Below are 21,416 nucleotides of genomic sequence, written 5' to 3'. Positions count from 1 at the left end.
GTGGATGGCGGAGGCAAACGGCACGCAACCGGTCGCGGCGGAACGGCAGATCACGTCGGCGCTTCTGGTGATCGGCGACGAGATTCTCTCCGGCCGGACGAAGGACAAGAACATCGGCCACATCGCCGAGCGGCTGACCGAGATCGGGGCCGATCTGCGCGAGGTCAGGGTCGTTCCCGACGTGGAAGAGGACATTGTGGATGCTCTCAACGCGCTGCGCCGTCGGTACACCTATGTGTTCACCACAGGTGGCATCGGGCCGACCCATGATGACATCACAGCGGACGCGGTTGCAAAGGCATTCGGCGTGTCCATCGACGTCGATCCCCGCGCAAAGGCCATGCTGCTGCAATTCATCGCGGAGAAGGACCTCAACGAGGCCCGCCTGCGCATGGCCCGCATCCCCGCCGGTGCCGATCTGATCGCCAATTCCGTCTCCAAGGCACCGGGTTTCAGAATCGGCAACGTCATCGTCATGGCCGGCGTGCCGGCCATCATGCACGCAATGCTGGAAGTGGTGCTGCCGACGCTGGACACCGGGCCGCGCATGCTCTCCGAAACCGTCCTGGCCAATGCCAAGGAGGGCGACATCGCTGCGCCCCTGAAGGCCATCGCCGAACGCTTTCCGGGGGTATCCATCGGGTCCTATCCCTTCACCTCCGACACCGGGCCCAACACCAACCTCGTGGTGCGGTCCCGCGACCCGCACGCTCTTGCTGCAGCGCGTGAGGCCGTGATGGCCATGGTGGCCGGGCGGCAGAGCGTGGGGTGAACGGGATCGCGGACCAGAGGTTCCCCGATAGGTTCCGAGGCATGCCCGAGCAGCATGCGCCTGCGACACGGCATGCGAATTGGCTTGCGGCGTCGCAGGTCGATCATGCTACGCCTTGAGGCAGGCATCAGCAGGCACGCGGGAGCGGGCATATGGCGCAACTGAAGTTCGGTGTCGGGCAGCCCCACAAGCGTGTCGAGGATGCGTCCCTGCTGACGGGCGGCGGTCGCTATGTGGCCGATGCCGCGGCGGCCAGCGATGCGTGGGTGGGCCTCGTGGTCCGCTCCCCTTATGCCCACGCCCGCTTTGCCTTCGCAGATCTGGAGATCGCGCGCGCCCTGCCGGGTGTGCGGCTGATCCTCACGGCCGATGATCTCGCTGACTATGGCGACATGCCGATGGCAGCCGCCATCACGATTGTTGGCGAAGACAAGCTCTGGGTGCCCGGTCATCCCATGCTAGCGGGCGGTACGGCGCGCCACGTGGGGGATCCGATCGCATATATCGTCGCCGATACGTTGAGCGCCGCGCGCGATGCCGCCGAGGCACTGGAGATCGACTGGGACGCTCTGCCGGCGGTCGCCGATCTCGGAGTGGCGGCGGAAGACGGCGCGCCGCTCGTGTATGCGGAGCGGCCCGGCAACATCGCCTTCACTTCAGAGTTCGGAGATGCCGCCGCATCCGAGGCCGCCTTTGCAACGGCGCGGCACGTGGTGCGCCTTCGGCTCGTCAACAACCGCATCGTCACCAACTACATGGAGACGCGCGGTGTATTGGCGGAAGTCGAAGAGAGCGGGCGCATTCGCCTGACGTTGGGCAGCCAGGGCAGCCACCTGCTGCGCAATGCCATCGCCGATAAGGTGCTCAAATGGGATCGTGAGCAGTTGCGCGTCATCACGCCCGATGTGGGCGGCGGCTTCGGCACCAAGATGTTCCCCTTCTGCGAATATCCGCTGACCGCGCTGGCCGCCCGCATGCTCAATCATGCGGTGGCCTGGATCGGTGAACGCAACGAGCACTTTCAGGGCGACAGCCAGGGGCGGGACAACATCACCGACGTGGCTCTGGCCCTCGATGCGGACGGCCGCTTCCTCGGCCTTGAGGTGGATACGCTCGCCAACATGGGCGCCTATCTCTCTTATTACGGCCCCTTCGTGCCGTGGGGCGGCGCTTCCATGCTGCCGGGTCTTTACAAGATCGGCGCCTTCCATGCGCGCGTGCGCGGTGTCTATTCCAACTCCGCTCCCGTGGACGCCTATCGTGGCGCCGGTCGCCCGGAGGCGGCCTATGTGATCGAGCGCATCGTGGATGCCGCCGCACGCCAGATCGGAATCCCACCGGAAGAGCTGCGCCGGTGCAATTTCATCTCGCCGGACGAGATGCCCTATCGCACCAAGACCGGCCGTCTCTATGACAGTGGCGAATTCAACGGCCACATGACGCGCGCTCTCGAGCTGGCGGACCATGCGGGTTTCGCGGCGCGCGCGGCAAAATCCCGTGCCGTCGGCAAGCTCCGGGGCTTCGGCTTCGCCAGTTATATCGAAGCCTGCGGCGGTGGCGGGGCGGAGCCGGCTTTCCTCACCCTTGGCGTCGACGGACGGGTGACGGTGAAGATCGGCAGCCAGTCGAGCGGGCAGGGGCATCAGACTGCCTACGCCCAACTGGTGGCCAACGAACTGCAACTGCCGCTGGCCGATGTGCGGGTGCTTCAGGGCGACACGGACGATCTCGCCAACGGCTCTGGCACCGGCGGCTCACGCTCCATTCCCATCGGCGGTGCGGCGGTGGCGGGCGCGGCGCGCAGGATGGCAGAGGCGCTGAAGGAACTCGGCGCCGACGCGCTGGAGACGGATCCCGCTGATCTCGAATTCCTCGACGGTGCGCTCGCCGTGGCCGGCACTGACCGACGCCTCTCGTTGGCCGAACTGGCGAACCTACCCTCTGCCACGGCCGATCATCTCAACGCCACGGATGCCTTTGCCGCGTCCGAGGCGACCTATCCCAATGGCACCCATGCCTGCGAGGTGGAGATCGACCCCGACACCGGCTCGGTGGAACTGGTGGAGTATGTGGTGGTGGACGATTTCGGCATGACGCTGAACCCGCTGCTGCTGGCTGGGCAGGTGCACGGCGGCATCGCGCAGGGCGTGGGGCAGGCGCTGCTGGAACGCACCGTCTATGACGAGGATGGTCAGCTCATCACCGCCAGCTTCATGGACTATGCCATGCCGCGCGCAGCCGACCTGCCCGATATCCGCTTCGAGACGCGCAACGTGCCCTGCCGCACCAATCCGCTTGGCGTGAAGGGAGCAGGGGAGGCGGGGGCGATCGGCTCCTGTCCGGCGGTGATGAATGCGGTGGTGGACGCTTTGTGGCGCTCGCACGGAATTGGCCATCTCGACATGCCGGCGACACCGCTCGCGGTGTTCGACGCCATCCGCGCGGTGCGACGTTCCGCTTGAGTGAAAAGGTGATGTGAATCGCCTAGTTACCGCCGGGAAACTCTGCGTAAAGCGCGAGTTGATGAGTGGGCGTGCAATCTTTGGTTGCTCGAAACCGCTGTTACCATCACGCTTTCGCGAGACGTACTGCGGTGCCATGGTCGCTTCACCTTTCGCCGTTTAGAACGAGAGTGGTTCTAATCGTCCCTCGGGAGTTGCCGATGCGTCTTGCCCTTCTCGCCGCCCTTCTTGTTCCTCTGGCCACTACGGCTGCCCTGGCCCAGAACGTGATGCAGGAGCGCCGGGCGCTCATGAAGGAGATCGGCGACGATACGAAGGTCGCAGCGGCCATGATGAAGGGTGAGACGCCCTACGATGCCGCCAAGGCCGCAGCCATCTTCAAGGATTACGCCGCCGATGCCGAGAAGTTCGGCACGCTGTTCCCCGAGGGTTCGAACGTCGGCGAGACCAAGGCTGCTCCGGCTCTCTGGACCGACCGCGCGGGCTTCGACGCGGCGCTTGCCAAGTTCAAGGCCGACATCGCCGCCAACGCTGACAAGGTGGGCACGCCCGATGGGCTGAAGACCGCCATGGCTGCCGTCGGCAGCAACTGCCGCGCCTGCCATCAGTCCTACACCCAGCGCTGAGGGCAGCCTCCCGCGCGCGGGACTTTGACAAACAAAAAGAGCCGGCCGGACAGCGATTGTCCGGCCGGCTCTTTCATTTTGATCGTCCGCTCAGGAAAGTGTGGACAAGGCGTAGGCGATACCCGCGGCTACCAGGAACAGCACGGCTGCAAGCACAAGGCTGGTCATGCGCGGAGCCGCGATGGAACGGGGCAGGCGCTTGGAGCCCGTCACCATGGGCCGCACCAGATCGTGGCGCTTCACCACCGCATAGCCGATCACCGCCAGCACATGCAGGCCGACGAGGCCGAGGATGAGATTGAAGTTGAACTCGTGCCAGCCCGTGATCCTGTCGCTGGTGCCGGAGTCGACGAACTGCGCGAGCGGCCCTTCGGAGAAGACCTGATCATTGGAGAACAGGCCGCTGCCCACCTGGAACAGCAGCAGTGCAAGCATCACCAGCACCATCCAGCCGCCGGCCGCATTGTGGCCGACCTCGGTGTCGGGCTCGCGGCGATGGAAATGCGCGAGATGCTGGAGCGCGGCGAAAGGCGAACGCAGGAAACGGCTGAAACGCGCGGTATCGCTGCCGACGAAGCCCCACACGAGCCGGAACAGTAGCAGCGCGATAATGGCGTAGCCGGCCCGGAAGTGCCATTCGATCATGCCGAAGCGCGCCGTGAAATAGGCGCAGGCGACCAGGATCACGAGACTCCAATGGAACAGCCGCGTCGGCGCGTCCCAGACCTTCACCCAGCGCAGTTGCGTGCTCGACATACAAACGTCCCTTGATCAGATGATCTCCAGCACATGGCAAAGCGCATGGTGCAAGCCAAGCGACGATTGCGTGATTTCAAGCAACGTCGGTTGTTTTGTCTGCGTGAATGCTACTGGAATGGCAGGCGCACCGTTTCATGATGATGCGGCCGGTTCGTGACGTTCAGGGCTGGCCGAATCGACGCAGCAGGCCTCCCCACCCTCCGGCCACAAGGGCGAGGATCAGGGCAAGCGCCATCTGTACGGGGGTGATGGGGCCCAGGCGAAACAGGATGGCAGCCTGTGGCAAGAGCAGCACCAGCGCGACGATGACCACGACCAGCGCCGTAACTGCCCAGAATCCTCCGCGCTGTCGGCCGAACAGCCGCGCGCCCGGTTCGGCGGAGCTGGCGAAGGCCAGGACTGGCAGCGTCATGAGGAGAGCCAGGAACGCACATGTGCGCGCCTCCAGCCCGGGATGATCGAGGCGCACGGCACCCACATAGAGGGCGAGCAACACCGCCAGCAGGACCAGACCCTGAAGCAGGCTGGAGGTGATCTCCGCGCTGCCGAACAGGGCTTCCGATGCGGCGCGGGGCGGGCGTGACATGGCGTGCCGGTTGCCGGGTTCGCTCCGGAACACCAGCACCGTCAACGGCCCGGCCAGCAGGCCGACCAGCACCACATGCACGGGATAGAGCAGAGGCGGCACGCCCATGAGCAGGGGCACGAAGGCAAGTCCCGCCATGGCGCCGCGCACCGTGGCGATGAAGACCAACGACCGTCTGAGATTGTTGAACACGCGTCGACCGCTGCGGATGCCCGCGACCAGCGAGGCGAAGCGATCGTCGAGCAGCACCAGCCCCGCCACCTGCCGCACGGCGTCCGGTGCGCGACGGCTCACCGCGATGCCGATCTGAGCGGCTGCCAGCGCCGGCACGTCGCCCTCGTTGTCGCCGGTGACGGCCACCACCTCGCCATCGTTTCGCAGAGCCGTGACGATGGCCAGCTTCTGCTCGGGCTGGATGCGGGCGAATACCCGCACCTCCCTGACGCGCGTGATCAGCGACTCGGGTGTCAGGCGTGCGATCTCGGCCCCGGTCAGTACGCCGGCAGTGGTGTCGATGCCGGACTGGCGCGCCACCTCGCGGGCCGTGGCCGGGTGATCGCCTGTCACCAGCAGCACCTTGACGCCCGCGCGCCTCGCCTCGCCCATGGCCTGCGGCACGTCGGAACGGACAGGATCGGAAAAGGCGATGAGGCCGGCGAAGGTGAACAGCGTGCCCTTGGGCGTGGGGACATCCTTCGCGACCTGCCGATAGGCCACTGCCAGCACATGGAGGCCATGGGCGGCGAACTCAGCCGCATCCCGCTCCATGGCGGTGTAGGCATGGCCTTCCAGATGGCAGAGGCGGGCGATGGCTTCGGGCGCCCCCTTGGCGGCGAACAGGTCGCCACCTCCGGGGGCCCGCCAGTGCTGCACGTAAGCGTTGAGATCGCGGCGCCGGGGATAGGCTTCCACCAGCCGTGCATCGGGCGGCGGCAGTGCTGTGTCCGTCACCGCCAGAATAGCCCGATCCAGGGCGTCGGTCGGGGCCGGAGGCGTAGCGTAGAGGGCGAGGCGCAGCAGCGCGTGGCCGCGGGTGGGAACCGGCACGCCGGGGGCCAGGACCAGTGTGCCGCCGGCTTCACGCAAGGCCGTGAGTGTGATCCGCCCCTCGGTCAGCAGGCCGGTCTTGCCGACACAGAGCACCGTCGTGGCGCCGATGGTTTCCACCACCGTGCCACGTCGGGCCAGAACCTTCACGCGCGACAGGCGGCGGGCGGCGTGGGCCAGCAGCAGGTCGAGCTGCAGCGGCAATTCCTGCGGTGCGAGTGCCAGCGCCAGCGCGATGCCGGCAAGACCGCCGAGGTACCAGTCATCCTGAAACAGACCCGTGACCACCGTGACCAGCACGCAGAAGCAGATGCCCACGAGGGCCAACCTGCGGGCGATTTGCCCGGCGGCCAGCTGAAGCGGGGAGGGACTGTCATCCAGCAGTGTGCGCGTCGGGCCGCCACGCCCGAGCGCGGCCACGCCGGTGGCGGCGATCTGCACAAAGCCCCGTCCGCGCAGATTCAGCGCGCCTCGCAACAGGACGGTGGAGGGCACACGGCCGGGGAAGATCCAGGTTTGCGCCACCGCCTCCGGAGTCCAGGCATCGGAGGCGAGCGTCTGCGATGCCGCAACCCCGGCGGGATATTTCTCCGTCCGGATGGAGGTTGTCCCGTTCATGCTCTCGTCGACCGTGACCGGATCGCTGGAAAGCAGCACGCCATCGGCCGGCATGCGCTCGCCTTCCGCGAAGGCGATGACGTCGCCGGGCACGAGATCGCCGGCGGGCAGGCGGATCGGGCGGCCGTCGCGGCGAACGCGCACCGCCGGTTCGGCCAGCCGGTGCAGGGCAACCCGGATGCGATCGCGCTGGATCTGCCGGATGACGGCGAGCAGCACATAAAGGCCGGCGCAGCCGATCAGGAAAAAGCCTTCCGTCACATCGCCCATGGCCGTGTAGAGCGCGGCGGCAGCCAGCAGAAGAAGCGCCAGCGTATGCTTCAGCGCGCCAAGCAGCAGTTGTCCGGGGGGCTGGCGGGGCAGGTCTTCAAGGCTGTTGCGGCCGAACAGTTTCAGCCGGCGCGCGGCCTCGGCGGGCGAGAGCCCCTGTGGTCCTGTGACGCGGGGCGCGGGAGCGAGCAGGGTGGTCTGTGTCTGCGTGGCCTCACCGGAAGGCTCGTGCGCGGCAGCCTGTGTGTCGGGAGAGGCGGTGCCGGAGGCGCCGGGTGATGCGTGCGCCAAAGTGCCGTCAGATCCGCGCGCTGCGGGCCGCGAAGCTTCGGAAGGGGCCGGCGAACGCATGCGCGAAACCTTTCACGCCTGTGGCGCCGATGCCTTTCCGGTTGCCCGCGCCTCCGGCCGGAGCGGGAGGAACGGGACGGCTGCGGAGCAATGTTCCGCCAGAGCGTCAGAACGCCTTGAAAGTGATGATCGTCCGTGTGTCCTGGATGCCGGGCAGCTTCTGGACCTTCTCATTCACGAAGTGACCGATGTCGGAGCCTTCCGGGACATAGAACTTCACCAGCAGGTCAAAGTCACCGGCCGTCGAATAGATTTCGGAGGCGATCTCCGCGTCGGCCAGGGCATTGGCGACTTCGTAGGATTTGCCGAGCTGGCACTTGATCTGGACGAAAAAGGGAATCACCGGAACGCTCCATGGCGCCGTCGAGCGGCGCGCGCGACAGGGTGGACAAAAGCACCCGCCGTGACAAGCGCGTCGGCCGGTCGTCTGTCAAGACGCGCATCCGAAACGGGGCGCCCGAACGCTGGTGCTTGAAGCCGGCGTGGGGGGCGGCTACATCTCACTCATCTCGTCGGGGTGCCGTCCGTCATGGACGGCTGAGAGGCCTGAAAGGGCCAACCCGCGAACCTGATCCGGATCATGCCGGCGGAGGGAACCGAGACGCGGCGCAGGGGCGCCCCTTTTCGCCTTCCGATGCTCTGAGGCGTAGCGTGGCAAACAGCAGCATCCCCACCTTCGAGGCCTCAACGCCAATCGCTGTCACCATCGCCGGTTCCGATTCCGGCGGCGGGGCCGGTATTCAGGCGGATCTGAAGACCTTTTCGGCCCTTGGCGTCTATGGTGCCAGCGTCATCACCGCGCTGACCGCCCAGAATACGCTGGGTGTCACCGCCATCCACGACGCGCCGCCCGACTTCATCGTGCAGCAGATGGACGCGGTCTTCAGTGATCTGAAGGTGACAGCGGTGAAGATCGGCATGCTTTCGCGCCCCGCCACCATTGCCGCCGTGGCCGATGCCCTCGTGCGGCTGAAGGTCGGGCCGGTGGTGCTTGATCCGGTCATGGTGGCCGCGTCCGGTGCGCGACTGCTGGAAGATGCGGCCATCGACAGCCTGAAGGCGCGCCTGCTGCCACTCGCGGACCTCCTCACCCCCAATCTGCCGGAAGCTGCTGCCCTTCTTGAGACGGGTATTGCCGAGGATGAGGGCCAGATGCAGGCGCAGGGCGAAGCGCTGCTGGCGCTCGGGGCCAGGGCCGTGCTCATGAAGGGCGGCCACGGTGCCGGCGCGGAGAGCGTGGACCTGCTGGTGGTGCCGGACGGTGTGCTGCGGCTGCCGGCGGTGCGCCATGCCACGATGAATACGCACGGCACCGGCTGTACGCTCTCCTCCGCCATCGCGGCGGGGTTGGCCAAGGGTGATGATCTCCTGGCCGCCGTCACCGAGGGCAAGCGCTATATCACCGGGGCCATCGCCGCCGCCGACCAGCTCAAGGTGGGCAGCGGACACGGCCCGGTGCACCATTTCCACGCCCTCTGGCCGTCCCGATCCCTCTGATCGTACCCGCTTTCTCCTTGCCCGGTCTGTGGCTTTGCCGCTATCGTCCGGGGAAGCGAACGAGTGTTCGATAAAAGGGAGAGTCATGGTTCAGCGTGAGAAGCCCGCCGAGCGAGGCAGCGGATTGGAGCCGGGCGCACAGGCCATCACGGGCCAGCTTGGCAAGACCATCCAGCGCCTGCGGAAGGCTTACAATCTCTCGCTGTCCGACCTCGCCGAGCAATCGGGCGTTGCCAAGTCGATCATCAGCCAGATCGAGCGCAACGAAACCAATCCCACCCTTGCCACCGTGTGGCGCCTGTCGCAGGCACTGGACGTGACGGTGGAGCGCGTGCTGGCTGCCTCGGACGAAGCGCCCTTCGTGGAGAAGCTGACCCGCGCCGACACGCCCATGCTCCAGTCCGAGGACGGCCTGTGCCGCCTCGCCATCATCGGCTGGATCAAGACCGTCGAATGGCTGCAATATTACGACTTCCACGCTGAGCCGGGCGGGGTGCTGGACAGCGAAGGCCATCAGCTGGGCTCGGTGGAATGCCTCTCGGTGATCGAAGGCGAGCTGCAGGTGGAAGTGAGCGGCGTGGTGGAAAGCGCGAAGGCGGGCGAGACGCTGCGGTATCGCTGCGACCGCCAGCACATCATCCGCAACGTGGGCGACGTGCCGGCGCACGCTTTCATGGTCTGCCTGCTGAAGGCCGCCGTCCTCGACTGATCCGGCCTCTATTGAGCAATCCCGGCGCGATCAGTAGACGTCGCGCCGGTAGCGGCCATCTTCGGCCATCTGTTCCAGCAGGTCCGCTCCCAGCGTGCGCACGAGCACGTCATGCACGGCCGGCGCCATGCCTGCGAGGCTGCCGCACACATAGATCGCGGCCCCGTTCGCTACCCAGTCCTTCAGGCTGTCCGCGCCTGCGGCCAGCACATCCTGCACATAGCGCGTGCCGCCATCGCGCGAGAAGGCAAGGTCGAGCTGTTCCAGTCCGCCCGATGCCGTCCATCCGGCTATCTCGTCGCGGAAATAGAAGTCGTGGGCGGCATTGCGCTCGCCGAAGATCAGCCAGTTGCGATCATGGCCCGCGCGGATCCGTGCCTTCAGATGCGCCCGCAATCCGGCAAGACCGGTACCGTTGCCGATGAGGATCAGCGGCTGGTCGCCGGCGGGCGGGTGGAAGGCGGAGTTGCGCCTGACCCGCAACGCGATTTCGCCGCCCTTGGGCGCATGGGACGTCAGCCAGCCGGAGCCGAGGCCGAAGCCCGTATCCGTCCGCGTCTGGCGCACCAGAAGCTCCAGCCGCCCATCTTCCGGGATGGAGGCGATGGAATATTCCCGATGCGGCAGAGGCGGCAACGTGCGCGCGAGATCGTCCGGCGTGCGGCCGGCCACTTCGGCTGGGGCGGGGAGGAGGCGCTCGGCCAGCACGTCGCGCAGCGATCGAATACCGGTATCGGTCGCCACTTGGGTCTGACCTGTGTGGCCGGTGGCTGAGAGGAACGCCTCAACGGCGGCGGGCGCGTTGTGGGGGCCGATCTCTGCGATGTCGCCGGGAATCCAGGCGAGATCCGCTGCATCCATGGGCTCAAGTGCAAGATGAAAGCTGGGCAGGCCCTGGCTGCCGGCATTGAGTAGCTGCCGCATGGTGAGACGCCACCGGCCATAGGCGGGCGGCACCCAGTCCGGCTGGGTGGTGGCCCCGGAAATGGCCCCCAGTTGTGCCTGCCAGTGGCGTAGCGCGCTCGGATCCTCGCCGTCCACCTCCACGCGATCGAACAAGGGCGTGGCGCCGTGGGTGCGCAGCCAGGCATCCAGATCGCGGCCGAAGCCGCAGAAGCGGTCATAGGACCGCTCTCCAAGCGCCAGCACGCCATAGTCGAGCTGGCCGAGCGCCGCCGTCCCAGCCATGGTCCGGCGCGCGAAGGCACGGGCGGCATCCGGTGCCTCGCCTTCGCCGAAGGTGGAGACGACAAACAGTGCACGGCGCGTGGCTGTGAGCGCGTCCGGCCCGAGCGCGCCCAGTGCCTTCACCTCCACGGGCAAGCCGGCGGCCTTGAGCGCGCCAGCACTTTGCCAGGCGAGGCGCTCGGCGGTGCCGCTCTGGCTGGCGAAGGCCACCAGAACCGGTGCCGCCACATCGGCGGACAGGGCGGCGGCAACGGGGGAATGGGGCGCGTCCAGCACATCCGACTGCCGGGCGATGGCCTGCTTCTTCCGGCGACGATCCAGATACAGCAACCAGCCGGTGACGGTGAACAGCGGCATCAGCAGGCTGGCCACCATCATGAGGATAGTGCCGGGCAGCCCGAAGAAGCTGCCGGAATGTAGCGGGAAGATGCTGCCTGCCAGCTTCTGGCCGAGCGGCAGGTCCGCATAGCGCTTGTGCTCGCGTACCTTGCCGGCGGCGTCCAGTACCAGCGTGTTGCTGGCGCGGTCGTGGGGGGCGTGGAGGGGCAGGTACTGGAAGCTCTGCGTGCTGCCGCTTCCGCCCTGAGGCAGGCGCAGGATGACCTGCTCATAGCCGCCGCTTTCCTTCAGGAAAACGGGCCACAGGGTAGCGAGGTCGGCTGTCGCGCGGTTGCCGCCGCCCGTGCCGGTCTGGCCCCGATTGCCGCCGCGCTCGCCGCCTTCGCCGTTGGGACGCGTGCCCTGCTGCGCCTGCTGGCCGGGCGGGGCTGCGGGCGGTGTGCCGCGGGCGGTCGGGCGGGGGGCGCCGAGCACGTCGTAGAAGCCCATGCGGTACCACTCGTAGGACCATGTGAGCCCGGTGAGCGCCGCCAGAAGATAGAAGGGCAGCACCCATGTGCCGATGACCGAATGCAGCTCCCAGAACAGCGAGCGGCCGCGCTTGGACAGGTCGAGCGTGAACCAGCGCTTCAGCGACAGGGCATTGCGGGGCCAGCGCAGATAGAGCCCGCTGAGGGCGAAGAAGATCAGGATGGCGGTGGAGGCGCCGACGATCTGCTTGCCCACCTCGCCCGCCGCCAACCAGCGGTGGATCTGCATGATGAAGCGCATCGTCTCCTGCCCACGGGGCGGGGGCAGCAGGGCGCCGTCATAGGGATTGGCATAGCGGACCTCACCCCGCCCCTGCGTACCCGGCGGTGGCGCGATCAGGACGCGGGCCGCGCGGTCCGGTTCTGCGCGCAGGACGAGCATGGTGACGGCACGATCGGGCTCGGCGGCCCGGATCTTCGCGAGCAGCGCATCGGGCGTGAGCAGGGGAGAGGGCAGCGGCGCGACGGTAATGATGCCGGGATTCAGCGCGCTGATAATCTCGTCCTCGAACGACAGCATGCCGCCCGTGAGGCCCACCACGCCGAGCACGATGCCGGCCGTGATGCCGAAGAACCAGTGCAACTGGAAAAGAACTGCCTTGATCATGCCTACCACGCTTCCGCCGCGTGGCTTGAACCCACGCGACCGGAAAAGCCTGCGGTACGCGATGCAGAAAATGGCACCGGCCCCAGACAGATTTTTCCGAAATCAGAATATTTCGAAGCCATGCATAGCAACGGGTCAGCAGTCTCTCAACTTGCCGCAGGCTTGAATGGAACAGTTATAAGAAATTGGCCTGAGGGGGTGGGAATGCCTTGTAGTCACTACATGGGGCTTGGTGTGCGAATGCGGATTTGCGCAGGCGTGTGGGGGCTCAACTGCGTTTTTAGGAGGCGGCTTCGGAGGCCGGCGTTCTGGCGACAGGCGATATCGTCCCGCTGGCGTCTCCGTTCATTGCGCCGGTATTCCGAGCCGGCTTCGAAACGAAAAAGGACCGGCGCGGGTGTCCGGCCGGTCCTTCGTCTCATCTGGAGGCGTGCGGTCAGCGCTCCACGAACGCCTTCTCGATCACATATTCCGCTGGGCTCGACTGGCTACCCTCGTTGAACCCGCGCGCTTCCAGCGCTTCCACCAGATCCTTCAGCATGGCGGGGCTGCCGCAAAGCATCAGGCGATCCTCTGCGGGGTTCAGCGGCGGCACGCCGATGTCCGTGAACAGCTTGCCGTTCTCGATCAGCGCCGTGATGCGGCCCTGATTGCGGAACGGCTCGCGGGTGACGGTCGGGTAGTAGACCAGTTTCTCCTTCACCTGCTCGCCGATGTACTCGTCGTTCGGCAGCTCCTTGGTGAGGTAGTCGTCATAGGCGAGCTCGGCCACGGTGCGGCAGCCGTGGATGAGGATGATCTGCTCGAACCGCTCGTAGGCGTCCGGGTCCTTCACCACCGAGAGGAAGGGCGCGAGCCCGGTACCCGTGGAGAGCAGGTAGAGCCGCTTGCCGGGGGTCAGGTTGTCCTGGATCAGCGTACCGGTGGCCTTGCGGCCAACGAGCACCTTGTCGCCCGGCTTCAGATGCTGGAGGCGCGAGGTGAGGGGGCCGTTCTGCACCTTGATGGAGAAGAACTGCAGGTCTTCCTCGTAATTGGCGCTGGCCAGCGAATAGGCGCGCAGCAGCGGCTTGCCTTCCACCATGAGGCCGATCATCACGAACTGGCCGTTCAGGTAGCGGAAACCCGGATCACGGGACGTGGTGAAGGTGAACAGATTATCCGTCCAGTGATGGACGCTCTTGACCGTCTCTTCGTTCAGATTGCTCATGTCGGGCCGGCTCGAAATCTCGAAATCACCGGCCGCCGGCCGGTGCAAGGTGATGCGCATCGTATTACGAACGCGCAATGTGATACGTGTGCTTCCACCCTATATCACGTATTTCAGGCGCTGCAGCGCAGCACCCATTCTTTTTAGCGGTTTCAAAGGACCGCCATTTGAGGGGCGAGCGCCGCGTCCAGATCGGGGCCGTTGAAGAGCAGGCCGCGAATGCCTGCCGCCTCGCCTGCGGCCACGTCACTGTCCTTGTCACCCACCATCAGGCTCTTCTCCCGCATCACGGGCCAGTGCGCCATGAGGTCGGTCAACATGCCGGGCTCAGGCTTCCGCCACCCCGTGGGTACGCGGTAGCGTGGCTCGATGGCGTCCGGATGGTCGGCGGCATAGCGCATGTCGTCGAGATGGGCGCCGTCGATGCGCAGCATTTCCTGAAGGGCGGCATTGCAGGCCGCGGCCTGCGCCTCGGCATAGTAGCCGCGCCCGACGCCCGACTGGTTGGTGACGAGGAAGACATACCAGCCCAGATCGTTGGCCCGCTTCACGGCTGCGGCAGCACCGGGCAGCAGGACGAGGCGGTCAGGATCGCTCACGTAGCCATAGTCCTCGTTCAGCGTACCATCGCGATCGAGAAACAAGGCGGGGCGGGGTGGGCGTGTGGGTTCGTTCGCGCGGGCAGGCCGCGTGACCTCGGCAGGCAGGTGCCACAGCGCCGTGTCCGGCTGATGGAGCAGATGGGCGAGCAGGCCGGGAAGATCAGCCTCGGGCGGCAAAGCGGCAAGCGTGTCGGGTGTGAGGTAGGCGAGGCCCGCAGGGGCAAGCGCATCAGCGGCGCCGCTCACGGAAAGGACCGCAGCGTGCTTGCCGGCGGGAAGATCGAGCCAGTTGGCCTCTACGGTCCGGGCCGGATCGACCAGCAGCACGTCCGTGGCGATGCGTCCCCCGATGTCGGCCAGGGCCACTCCAGCCGTCCGGGCCGCGCATGGGATGATCGCGACCTGCGCGCCATGGGGCAGGATGCCGGATGCAGCGGCGGCCTGCTGAGCTTCGGCCAGAAGCTCGGGGATGACCGGCACCAGCAGCTCCGTGAAGCCGAAGCGTGCGGCATCCACCAGCGCCCGCGCCAGTGCGGCGGGGGCGGGTGGGCCGAAACCGAGGGGAATGATGGCGGTCGCGGTCCTGCCTGCGCCGGGGCCGGGCATTCTCAGGCGTTCGGCTTCGGGAACAGCGTGACTTCCACCAACTCGCAGATGATGTGCGCCGCCGTCATGTGGATCTGCTGGATGATGGGCGTGGAGGCGGACGGAGCCTTCAGCACCAGATCCGCCAGCGCGCCGAGATCGCGCGGATCCTCGCCGGTGAAGGCAACGGTGGTGGCGCCCTTGCTGCGCGCGGCTTCCAGCGCCTTCACCACATTGGGCGAGCGGCCCGAGGTGGAGATGCCCACCACCACGTCGCCTTCAGTCGCAAGGCCGAGCACCTGCCGGGAGAAGATTTGGTCATAGGCATAGTCATTGCCGATGGCGGTCATGACGGAGGAATCCACCGTCAGGGCCAAAGCGGGCAGAGGGGCACGGTCGAAGCGGAAGCGGCACAGCAGTTCGCCGGCGATATGCTGGGCGTCCCCGGCGCTGCCGCCATTGCCGCACAGCAGAATCTTCCTGCCCGCCGCAAAGCGCTCGGTCCAGAGGCCCGCGATGTCCGCTGTCGCCCGCAGAAACTCCGGCGACGCCAGCGCCCGGTCCAGGGCATCGCGCGACTGCATGTAGTAATCGCGAATGTTCGGGGCGAAACCGTAGGGCATTGTCGTTCACATTTCGTGCGGAGAGCCGGCGCGGATGCCGGGCACCATGCCTCGTGGCCGGGGCGACAGGAAGGCGGCGCGGTGCCGCCCTCCGGGAGGTCGGGATCAGCCGTTGGCGGCGAGGTTGGCCAGATAGGTGCCGTAGGTGGACTTCTTCTGCGCGTCGGCCAGAACCGCCAGCTGCTCGCGGGTGATGAAGCCGGAGCGGTAGGCGATCTCTTCCGGCGAGGCGATGCGGAGTCCCTGCCGCTGCTCGAGAATCTGCACGAACTGGGCCGCCTCCACCAGCGAGGCGGGCGTGCCCGTGTCGAGCCAGGCGAAGCCACGGCCCATGATGGAAACGGTCAGTTCGCCCAGGTCCAGATAGGCCTTGTTGACGTCCGTGATCTCGATCTCGCCACGGGGCGAGGGGGCGAGATCTGCGGCGATGTCCACCACCCGGTTGTCGTAGAAATAGAGCCCGGTCACGGCCAGATTGGACTTCGGCTTTAGCGGCTTCTCCTCGAGGGAGAGTACCTTGCCGGATGCGTCCATCTCCACCACGCCGTAGCGCTCGGGATCCTGCACCGGATAGCCGAAGACGGTGGCGCCGGTCTCGCGGGCCTTGGCCTTCTTCAGCAGGTCCGAGAGGCCCTGACCGAAGAACAGGTTGTCGCCCAGCACCAGCGCCACCTTGTCGTTGCCCACGAACTCGCGGCCGACGATGAAGGCATCCGCGAGCCCGCGCGGAGAGGGCTGGACGGCATAGGTGATGTTCAGGCCGAACTGGCTGCCATCCTTCAGCAACTGCTGAAAGAGCGCCGAGTCATGTGGCGTGGTGATGATCAGGATGTCCCGGATGCCCGCCATCATAAGCGTGCAGAGGGGATAATAGATCATCGGCTTGTCGTAGACCGGCAGCAACTGCTTGGACACGACAAGGGTGATGGGGTGAAGCCGGGTGCCGGACCCACCGGCGAGGATAATGCCTTTCACGGGGCCTCCGCAGGGGTTGGGGCGAGCAGGGCATCCACCACTTCCGTCACGCGCTGCTGCCAGGCGGCGGCGCGGAAGCCGAAGGTGCGCTCGAACAGACGCGAGTTAAGCTCTGAATTCGCAGGCCTTTTGGCCGGTGTGGGATAGTCCGCCGTGGTGATGGGCGCCACCTCGGGGGTACGCCCCGTGGTCTGGCCGGCGTGGGAGATGATCTCCTGCGCGAAGCCGTGCCACGTGGTCACGCCGGTGCCGCCGAGATGATAGGTGCCCCAGCGGCCCTTGCCCTCCACCGACTTGGCGGCAGCGGCGAGGATGCCCTCTGCGATGTCGCGGGTACAGGTGGGGCAACCGCGCTGGTCGGCGACGATGGTCAGCCGGTCCCGCTCCTTGGCGAGGCGCAGCATGGTCTTCAGGAAATTGTTGCCATAGACGCCATAGACCCATGCGGTGCGCAGGATCAGGTGCTTCTCGCCCGCCGCTCGCACGGCGGCCTCGCCGGCCGCCTTGGTATGGCCGTAGACGCCCAGCGGCGCGATGGGGTCGGTCTCCACATAGGCGCCGACCTTGGTGCCGTCGAACACATAGTCGGTGGAGATGTGGATCAGCGGCGTGCCGTTGCGGGCGCAGCGCTCGGCGATCAGGCCCGGCGCCCTTGCATTCACTCGCGCGGCGAGATCCGGCTCGCTCTCGGCCTTGTCCACGGCCGTATAGGCGGCGGTGTTCACAACGATGTCCGGCTGCGCGGCATCCACCGCGCGGGCCACCGCCACCGGGTCGGTGATGTCCACGGCGGCGCGGTTGAGACCTGTCAGCGCGACGCCGCGATGGGCGGCGAGGGCGGTCAGTTCACGGCCGAGCTGACCGTCGGAGCCGAACAGCAGGACGCGCATCAGGAGGCGAGCCCCAGACGCTGGCCGGCATAGCGGTTGCGCAGCGGCTCCCACCAGACCTGGTTGTCGAGATACCAGTGCACGGTCTTGCGCAGCCCGGTCTCGAAGGTTTCGCGCGCCTTCCAGCCCAGCTCCGTGGTGAGCTTGGTGGCATCGATGGCATAGCGCGCATCATGGCCGGGGCGGTCGGTCACGAAGGTGATGAGGTTCTCGCGCGGGCCGATCTTGGCGTCCGGGCGCACCTCGTCGAGGATGGTGCAGATGGTGCGCACCACGTCGATGTTCCGGCGCTCGTTCAGGCCGCCCACATTGTAGCTCTCGCCCGGCACGCCGGTGGTGGCGATCAGAGCCAATGCCTCGGCATGATCTTCCACATAGAGCCAGTCGCGGACATTCTCGCCGGTGCCGTAGACGGGCAGCTTGAGGCCGTCGAGGGCGTTGAGGATGGTCAGCGGGATCAGCTTCTCGGGGAAGTGGTACGGCCCGTAATTGTTCGAGCAGTTCGACATCACCGTGGGCAGGCCATAGGTGTGGTGCCACGCCCGGACCAGATGGTCGGATGCCGCCTTGGAGGCGGAATAGGGCGAGTTGGGCTGGTAGGGCGTGTCCTCATGGAACAGGCCCTCCGCGCCGAGGCTGCCGAACACCTCGTCCGTGGAGATATGGTGGAAGCGGAAGCCTTCCTGCGCGGCGCCGGAGAGCGTGCGCCAGTAGCGCAGCGCTTCCTGAAGCATCACATAGGTGCCGTTGATATTGGTGGTGATGAAGGCACCCGGTCCGTCGATGGAGCGGTCCACGTGGGACTCCGCCGCCAGATGCATCACCAGATCCGGCTTGAAGCCGTCCAGCGCAGCGCGCACGGCATCGGCATCGCAGATGTCGGCCTGCACGAAGCGGTAGTTCGGCTTGTCCGCGGCGGGGCCGACCGAGGCCAGGTTGCCGGCATAGGTCAGCTTGTCGAAGTTGAGCACTTCGGCGCCGGTGCCCACGAGGTGGCGCACCACGGCGGAACCAATGAAGCCGGCACCGCCGGTGACGAGAACGCGTTTCGTCATGGGAGCCACCTCAGGAATAGACGAACGGGCTGTCGAGGTCTTTCAGGCGCGGCAGGATCGCATCCTTTTCCGACACCACGGCCTCCTTGACCGGCCAAGTGATGGCAACGTCGGGATCGTCCCAGATGATCCCGCCCTCGCTCGCCTTGGAATAGGCGCCGTCCACCTTGTACAGCACCCGAACGTCCGGGGTGAGGGTGCAGAAGGCATGGGCGAAGCCGTGCGGGATCAGCAACTGCTCGCCGCCCTCTGCGGTCAGCGTCGCGCCCACCCACTTGCCGTAGGTGGGAGAGCCCTTGCGGATGTCCACGGCCACGTCAAAGATGGAACCCGATACCACGCGCACCAGCTTCGCCTGGGCGAAGGGGGGGGCCTGATAGTGCAGGCCGCGGATGGTGCCGGGCGTGGTGGAGAGGGACTCGTTGTCCTGAACAAAGGTGAAGTCGAGTCCGGCCGCGTCGAGCGCGGCCTTCTTGTAGGTCTCGCTGAAGTAGCCCCGGGAATCCTGGAAGCGCGGCGGGGTGATGAGCACGACCTCGGGGATGTCGAGGCGGGTAATGGATGTCATGTTTCCTTGCGTCTCCGCAGGCTCCGGCGCGGCGCGCCATCGGGCGCCACAGGTGTCATGGTCTGGGTGTCTTTAACGCCAAGCCGCCAATCTGTCTAAACCCGGCTATAGACATCCTCGATACGCACAATGTCATCCTCACCGAGATAGGAGCCGGTCTGCACCTCGATCAGCTCCAGCGGAATGCGGCCGGGGTTGGCCAGACGGTGGATGCTGCCGAAGGGCAGGTAGGTGGATTCATTCTCGTTCAGGGTGAACACGTCGTTGCCGAGCGTGACCTCGGCCGTGCCCTTGACCACCACCCAATGCTCCGCCCGGTGATGGTGCTTCTGCAGCGAGAGCTTGCCGCCCGGATTGACGACGATCTTCTTCACGTGGAAGCGCTCGCCCCGGCAGATGGTCTCATAGGTGCCCCACGGGCGATGCATCCGCAGATGCTCGTCCACCACGCGGGGGTGAGAGGCGCGCAGCGCCGTCACCAGCGCCTTCACGTCCTGGCTGCGGTCGGCGGGCATCACGAGGATGGCGTCGTCGGTCGCGACCACCGCCACGTTCTCCAGCCCGATGCCGGCCACCAGCGTGCTGTCGGAATAGACATAGCTGTTGTGGCTATCCATCAGCGCCACCGGGCCGCGCGTGACATTGCCGTCCGCGTCGGCGGGGCTTACCTCGCGGACCGAATTCCAGGCACCGATGTCGGACCAGCCGAAATCGCCTTCCACCACTGCCGCATGCTTGGTGCGTTCCATGATGGCGAAGTCGATGGACTGGGACGGAGCGGCGGTGAAGGCCTCGGCCCCCAGCGTCAGGAAGCCGATATCCTCGCTGATGCCGGCCACGGCCTGCGTGGCCGCTTCCACCATCTTGGGCACGAAGGCGGTACCTTCGGAGAGCAGCAGCTCGGCGCGGAACAGGAAGTTGCCGGAGTTCCAGAGGTAGCCATCCGCCACATAACGGGTGGCGGTCTCCACGTCCGGCTTCTCCACGAAGCGGGCCACCTGATAGCCGCCCTCCGCCAGCTTGTCGCCGAGCTTGATGTAGCCGTAGGCGGTGCTGGGGGCGCTCGGCTTGATGCCGAAGGTGACGATCTGGCCGCTGGCGGCAACGGCGGCGGCGGTGCGCACGCTGGCCACGAAGGCGTCGGGGTCCTTCACTGCGTGATCGGCGGCCAGCGCCAGCACCAGGGCATCCTTGCCATAGCGCTCGCGCACATAAGCGGCGGCGGCGAGCACCGCCGGGCCACTATCGCGGGCCACGGGTTCGAGAACCACCGTCGCGTCGATGCCGAGCTCGGCGGCCTGCCGGCGGGCAAAGAAGCGGAAATCGGCATTGGTGAGGACCACCGGCGGGTGGAACAGGTCCGGCGCCGCGACCCGGCGCAACGTGTCCTGATAGAGCGTGTGGTCGGAGACAAGGGACAGGAACTGCTTGGGCAGGCTTTGCCGGGACAAAGGCCAGAGGCGGGTGCCCGTTCCGCCGGCAAGGATCACCGGAACGATCTTCAGGTCCGCCGCCATTCCCCTGTCCCTCTCCATATTTGCAGCTTCTGGTCGCATATTGCCTGCCGGGCGTCCACCCAGTGCGCCGAAACGCCTCTGCTTATGCGGCCTCGCCTTCCAGCGCAAATTCGCAGGTGATGCAGACCATATTGCGCCCCTGCGTCAGCCACCCCTCACGCACCGCGCCGCTGAGGCCGACGATGCCGATCTTCAGCCGCGCCTTGAGGGCACCGCTCTCGTCGGGGGCGACATGCCCTTCCTGCACCAGGAATTCCGTCGCCGGATCCACCAGTTCCGGCGCATCGTCGAAGACGGCACCGACAATGCTGCCGAGGCTGCCACGGACGCGGGCCCGGGCGAGCCCGTGCCGCCGGCAGACTTCCTCAAGCGCGGCGCCGATCTCGATGTTCGGTCGCAGCCGGGCGAGCACGAGGAGCCGCCCATCGTCCGAAGCGGCCGTTTCCAGACACTCGGGGGTGAACAGCGAGAAGTTGGTCTCGGCATCGGGGCGCACCGCGATCTGCGCATGCCGCGTACCCCAGGCCCTGGCCCGCGTGGGCTGAGCGATTCGAGTCTCCAGCGGCAGGATATGACCCGCCCCGCGGGTGCCGTCGGGCAGGCGCCAGAAGGCGTGGCAATGGGTGAAGGGCGCGCCGTCCCGGAACCCGAAGGTCACATTGGCCTGCTCGATCAGGGTTTCGCCCTCGGGGGCATAGGTCTGGCTGTACCAGGCTGCGTGCGCCGGGTCGCTGGAGGGGGCAGGCATCACATAATGAAAGGGGCTCAGCGTTCCGCCTTCGAACTGCACGGCCGCGGCCGTGAGCCCGGCCGCCTGCAAGGGGCGGGCAACGGCCTCGTTGAGGGTGAGGCCGGCCTCAAGGACGAAGTCCAGTTCTTCCAGGGGAGCGATGACGCTCTCGATACGCTCCGGCGCGACCGGGCCGGGCTGCACAAGTGTCCTGTTGCCCACAGATTTCCTCCGAACATGATTATGGTTGGCCGTTCCGGCTCTTGTTTCCGCGCTTCGGGGCGGAAGCGCGGCGGTGTG

At 66.7% G+C, this 21,416-nt stretch carries 18 protein-coding genes and 1 riboswitch; of the genes, 5 read left to right on the top strand and 13 right to left on the bottom strand.

Annotation, left to right across the window (positions count from 1 at the left end; translation table 11 throughout):
* Nucleotides 1-4 precede the first annotated feature (4 nt).
* The 3 genes from IEW24_RS11110 (at nt 5) to IEW24_RS11100 (ending at nt 3,860) form a co-directional block, all read left to right on the top strand.
* Nucleotides 5-772: a competence/damage-inducible protein A gene (locus IEW24_RS11110; RefSeq protein WP_188578425.1), complete on the top strand. Its 768-nt coding sequence runs from the start codon at nt 5-7 to the stop codon at nt 770-772.
* A 152-nt stretch (nt 773-924) separates the two neighbouring features.
* Complete coding sequence (locus IEW24_RS11105) at nt 925-3,234, top strand: xanthine dehydrogenase family protein molybdopterin-binding subunit (RefSeq protein WP_188578423.1); 2,310 nt, start codon at nt 925-927, stop codon at nt 3,232-3,234.
* 200 nt (nt 3,235-3,434) lie between these two features.
* A complete protein-coding gene (locus tag IEW24_RS11100) occupies nt 3,435-3,860 on the top strand; it encodes a c-type cytochrome (protein WP_188578421.1) in 426 nt (141 codons plus the stop codon).
* A gap of 90 nt (nt 3,861-3,950) precedes the next feature.
* On the opposite strand, the gene IEW24_RS11095 is transcribed toward IEW24_RS11100, so the two are convergent.
* The 3 genes from IEW24_RS11095 to IEW24_RS11085 form a co-directional block, all read right to left on the bottom strand.
* Nucleotides 3,951-4,616, bottom strand: a complete 666-nt coding sequence (locus IEW24_RS11095) for a cytochrome b/b6 domain-containing protein (protein WP_188578419.1) — start codon at nt 4,614-4,616, stop codon at nt 3,951-3,953.
* 163 nt (nt 4,617-4,779) lie between these two features.
* Entirely contained in the window at nt 4,780-7,431 is a 2,652-nt protein-coding gene (locus IEW24_RS11090) for a cation-translocating P-type ATPase (protein WP_188578417.1), read from the bottom strand.
* Nucleotides 7,432-7,597: 166 nt separating this feature from the next.
* On the bottom strand, nt 7,598-7,834 hold the full coding sequence (locus tag IEW24_RS11085; RefSeq protein WP_188578415.1) for an Lrp/AsnC ligand binding domain-containing protein: 237 nt from the start codon (nt 7,832-7,834) through the stop codon (nt 7,598-7,600).
* 160 nt (nt 7,835-7,994) lie between these two features.
* Nucleotides 7,995-8,104: riboswitch (TPP riboswitch) on the top strand.
* Nucleotides 8,105-8,142: 38 nt separating this feature from the next.
* On the opposite strand from IEW24_RS11085, the gene thiD reads away from it, so the two are divergent.
* Together thiD and IEW24_RS11075 are read left to right on the top strand one after the other, a co-directional pair.
* Complete coding sequence (gene thiD, locus IEW24_RS11080; protein ID WP_244644302.1) at nt 8,143-8,988, top strand: bifunctional hydroxymethylpyrimidine kinase/phosphomethylpyrimidine kinase; 846 nt, start codon at nt 8,143-8,145, stop codon at nt 8,986-8,988.
* An 85-nt stretch (nt 8,989-9,073) separates the two neighbouring features.
* Entirely contained in the window at nt 9,074-9,697 is a 624-nt protein-coding gene (locus tag IEW24_RS11075; protein WP_188578413.1) for a helix-turn-helix domain-containing protein, read from the top strand.
* Between the two features lie 30 nt (nt 9,698-9,727).
* Here IEW24_RS11075 and IEW24_RS11070 read toward each other — a convergent pair whose 3' ends face one another.
* From IEW24_RS11070 to IEW24_RS11025, 10 genes are all read right to left on the bottom strand, one after another.
* On the bottom strand, nt 9,728-12,361 hold the full coding sequence (locus IEW24_RS11070) for a sulfite reductase flavoprotein subunit alpha (RefSeq protein ID WP_188578411.1): 2,634 nt from the start codon (nt 12,359-12,361) through the stop codon (nt 9,728-9,730).
* Between the two features lie 436 nt (nt 12,362-12,797).
* Nucleotides 12,798-13,571 (bottom strand): ferredoxin--NADP reductase, encoded by a 774-nt coding sequence (locus tag IEW24_RS11065; RefSeq protein ID WP_188578409.1) that lies wholly within the window; start codon nt 13,569-13,571, stop codon nt 12,798-12,800.
* Nucleotides 13,572-13,723: 152 nt separating this feature from the next.
* Nucleotides 13,724-14,779, bottom strand: coding sequence for an HAD family hydrolase (locus tag IEW24_RS11060; protein WP_188578407.1), 1,056 nt, complete (start codon nt 14,777-14,779; stop codon nt 13,724-13,726).
* A gap of 2 nt (nt 14,780-14,781) precedes the next feature.
* Nucleotides 14,782-15,381 (bottom strand): D-sedoheptulose-7-phosphate isomerase, encoded by a 600-nt coding sequence (locus IEW24_RS11055; RefSeq protein WP_244644301.1) that lies wholly within the window; start codon nt 15,379-15,381, stop codon nt 14,782-14,784.
* 105 nt (nt 15,382-15,486) lie between these two features.
* The gene (gene rfbA / locus IEW24_RS11050; protein WP_188578405.1) at nt 15,487-16,356 is read right to left on the bottom strand and encodes a glucose-1-phosphate thymidylyltransferase RfbA; all 870 of its coding nucleotides are present in this window, start codon (nt 16,354-16,356) and stop codon (nt 15,487-15,489) included.
* Complete coding sequence (gene rfbD, locus IEW24_RS11045) at nt 16,353-17,246, bottom strand: dTDP-4-dehydrorhamnose reductase (protein WP_210324181.1); 894 nt, start codon at nt 17,244-17,246, stop codon at nt 16,353-16,355. The genes rfbA and rfbD overlap by 4 nt, the downstream gene beginning before the upstream one ends.
* On the bottom strand, nt 17,246-18,301 hold the full coding sequence (gene rfbB / locus IEW24_RS11040) for a dTDP-glucose 4,6-dehydratase (RefSeq protein WP_188578403.1): 1,056 nt from the start codon (nt 18,299-18,301) through the stop codon (nt 17,246-17,248). The genes rfbD and rfbB overlap by 1 nt, the downstream gene beginning before the upstream one ends.
* A gap of 10 nt (nt 18,302-18,311) precedes the next feature.
* Nucleotides 18,312-18,869 carry a dTDP-4-dehydrorhamnose 3,5-epimerase gene (gene rfbC / locus IEW24_RS11035; protein WP_188578401.1) on the bottom strand — a complete coding sequence of 186 codons (558 nt, stop codon included), beginning with the start codon at nt 18,867-18,869 and terminating at the stop codon, nt 18,312-18,314.
* A 95-nt stretch (nt 18,870-18,964) separates the two neighbouring features.
* Nucleotides 18,965-20,386, bottom strand: coding sequence for a mannose-1-phosphate guanylyltransferase/mannose-6-phosphate isomerase (locus IEW24_RS11030; protein WP_188578399.1), 1,422 nt, complete (start codon nt 20,384-20,386; stop codon nt 18,965-18,967).
* An 82-nt stretch (nt 20,387-20,468) separates the two neighbouring features.
* Complete coding sequence (locus IEW24_RS11025) at nt 20,469-21,338, bottom strand: DUF296 domain-containing protein (RefSeq protein ID WP_188578397.1); 870 nt, start codon at nt 21,336-21,338, stop codon at nt 20,469-20,471.
* Nucleotides 21,339-21,416: the final 78 nt, after the last annotated feature.

Source organism: Azorhizobium oxalatiphilum, from assembly GCF_014635325.1.
Lineage (GTDB): Bacteria > Pseudomonadota > Alphaproteobacteria > Rhizobiales > Xanthobacteraceae > Azorhizobium > Azorhizobium oxalatiphilum.
The sequence above is the reverse complement of the archived record's forward strand: the minus strand, read 5'-3'. Positions and strand labels throughout refer to the sequence as shown.

Excerpts from the sequence above, each read along its gene's own strand:
- rfbD (WP_210324181.1), bottom strand. The coding sequence starts at position 17,246 with ATGCGCGTCCTGCTGTTCGGCTCCGACGGTCAGCTCGGCCGTGAACTG.
- IEW24_RS11065 (WP_188578409.1), bottom strand. The coding sequence starts at position 13,571 with ATGAGCAATCTGAACGAAGAGACGGTCAAGAGCGTCCATCACTGGACG.
- rfbB (WP_188578403.1), bottom strand. The coding sequence starts at position 18,301 with ATGACGAAACGCGTTCTCGTCACCGGCGGTGCCGGCTTCATTGGTTCC.
- IEW24_RS11055 (WP_244644301.1), bottom strand. The coding sequence starts at position 15,381 with ATGCCCTACGGTTTCGCCCCGAACATTCGCGATTACTACATGCAGTCG.
- IEW24_RS11060 (WP_188578407.1), bottom strand. The coding sequence starts at position 14,779 with ATGCCCGGCCCCGGCGCAGGCAGGACCGCGACCGCCATCATTCCCCTC.
- IEW24_RS11030 (WP_188578399.1), bottom strand. The coding sequence starts at position 20,386 with ATGGCGGCGGACCTGAAGATCGTTCCGGTGATCCTTGCCGGCGGAACG.
- IEW24_RS11095 (WP_188578419.1), bottom strand. The coding sequence starts at position 4,616 with ATGTCGAGCACGCAACTGCGCTGGGTGAAGGTCTGGGACGCGCCGACG.
- rfbC (WP_188578401.1), bottom strand. The coding sequence starts at position 18,869 with ATGACATCCATTACCCGCCTCGACATCCCCGAGGTCGTGCTCATCACC.
- IEW24_RS11075 (WP_188578413.1), top strand. The coding sequence starts at position 9,074 with ATGGTTCAGCGTGAGAAGCCCGCCGAGCGAGGCAGCGGATTGGAGCCG.
- IEW24_RS11105 (WP_188578423.1), top strand. The coding sequence starts at position 925 with ATGGCGCAACTGAAGTTCGGTGTCGGGCAGCCCCACAAGCGTGTCGAG.
- IEW24_RS11110 (WP_188578425.1), top strand. The coding sequence starts at position 5 with ATGGCGGAGGCAAACGGCACGCAACCGGTCGCGGCGGAACGGCAGATC.
- IEW24_RS11100 (WP_188578421.1), top strand. The coding sequence starts at position 3,435 with ATGCGTCTTGCCCTTCTCGCCGCCCTTCTTGTTCCTCTGGCCACTACG.
- IEW24_RS11070 (WP_188578411.1), bottom strand. The coding sequence starts at position 12,361 with ATGATCAAGGCAGTTCTTTTCCAGTTGCACTGGTTCTTCGGCATCACG.